The sequence below is a fragment of the Mangrovicoccus sp. HB161399 genome, from assembly GCF_013184745.1.
Classification (GTDB): domain Bacteria; phylum Pseudomonadota; class Alphaproteobacteria; order Rhodobacterales; family Rhodobacteraceae; genus Mangrovicoccus.
The window spans coordinates 1-1,216 of the sequence record NZ_JAATVU010000244.1 but is presented as its reverse complement, the minus strand read 5'-3'; the positions used below and the strand labels follow the sequence as shown (position 1 = coordinate 1,216).

The window sequence follows — 1,216 nt, the reverse complement described above, 5'->3', positions numbered from 1 at the left end:
GATACGACAGATGCCCGAAGGTGTTCTTCTCAGCTATCGCCCTCGCGGCAGTCGTTATCTACTGGCTGTGAAACTCAATGTGTCCAGAGCCTAAGCAGCCCGGTTCCTGCGCTCTTCCGCCGGACTGGAGGGACACGGCGAATGGCAGCAATGCTGGTTTCCAGGCTAGAGCGGCAGGGCACCTGTCCGCAGCCATTTGGCGAAAGCCTCCTCGCTCACGTCTCCGGACGCCAGGTCCTCCATCATCCGGACGCCTTCGGCCGGGACCGGCCGGAAGCCCTGGCCGTTCAACCGCAGGAAGGTCACCGCGGTAACGAAGGCCGTGCGCTTGTTGCCGTCGACAAAGGCGTGGGCCTTGGCGATCCCGAAGGCATAGGCTGCCGCGAGGTCGAAAACATCGGGCGTGCCATATGCTGCAAGGTTGACCGGACGGGCGCACCCGGACTCGAGCAGCGCCATTTCGCGCAATCCGGCGGCGCCGCCATGCCGGGCGATCTGGCGGTCGTGGAAGACGAGGACGGCGCGGAGCGGGACCCAGGCGGGTCCGCTCACGCAAGCGCCTGGAGCAGGTCGCGGTTCTCGTCCATCACGATCTCGGCTGTGGCGAGCGCCTCGGCCAGCGCGGGATCATGCGCCATGATCCGGAGGCTGCCGTCATCGCCGCGCACAACGAAGAGCGGGTCGCCTTCCTTGGCATCGAGGATGGCCAGCATCTCGGTGGACAGGGTCATGACGGCCGAATTGCCGACCTTGCGGATCTTCGTCTCGAACATCTGGCGCTCCTCGTGTTCCCATCCGTATATACGAGAGGCGGGGCGATGCCAAGGAAAAGCAAAACGGATAGTCTGTATTATGGTGCCAATGAGCCTTGAAACAAGTCCGTCATCAGGCGCGTCAGCCAGGTGACCTTGCCCCCGGATCCCGGACCGGGAGTTGAAGTACTCCCAGAGAGAGGGACCCGCTATGAGCAGACAACCCCGTCGTCACTTCACCGCCGAGTTCAAGGAGCAGGCCGTTGCGCGCCTGTCGGAGCCCGGCGCCACCCAGACCAGCGTCGCGCGGGAACTTGGCGTGACGCCGTCGCAGCTGAAAGGCTGGCGGCTTGAACTGGCGGCTGGAGGGGCGGCCGAGGCGATCCGCAAGCAGCAGGCCGAGGCCGCCGAACTGGCCGAACTTCGGCGCGAGAACCGTCGCCTCAAGGAAGAGGTGGAGGTCA

3 protein-coding genes are annotated in these 1,216 nt (G+C 64.9%); 1 reads left to right on the top strand and 2 read right to left on the bottom strand.

Annotated features, from left to right (window positions below; genetic code table 11):
- Positions 1-165: 165 nt before the first annotated feature.
- Entirely contained in the window at positions 166-552 is a 387-nt protein-coding gene (locus tag HCC78_RS32635) for a type II toxin-antitoxin system death-on-curing family toxin (RefSeq protein ID WP_172332832.1), read from the bottom strand.
- Entirely contained in the window at positions 549-773 is a 225-nt protein-coding gene (locus HCC78_RS32630) for a transcriptional regulator/antitoxin MazE (RefSeq protein ID WP_172332831.1), read from the bottom strand. Before HCC78_RS32630 ends, HCC78_RS32635 begins: the two co-directional genes overlap by 4 nt.
- A 190-nt stretch (positions 774-963) precedes the next feature.
- Between HCC78_RS32630 and HCC78_RS32625 the strand changes: the two genes are divergently transcribed.
- The coding region (locus HCC78_RS32625; RefSeq protein ID WP_172331542.1) for a transposase at positions 964-1,216 on the top strand (253 nt) is incomplete at its 3' end.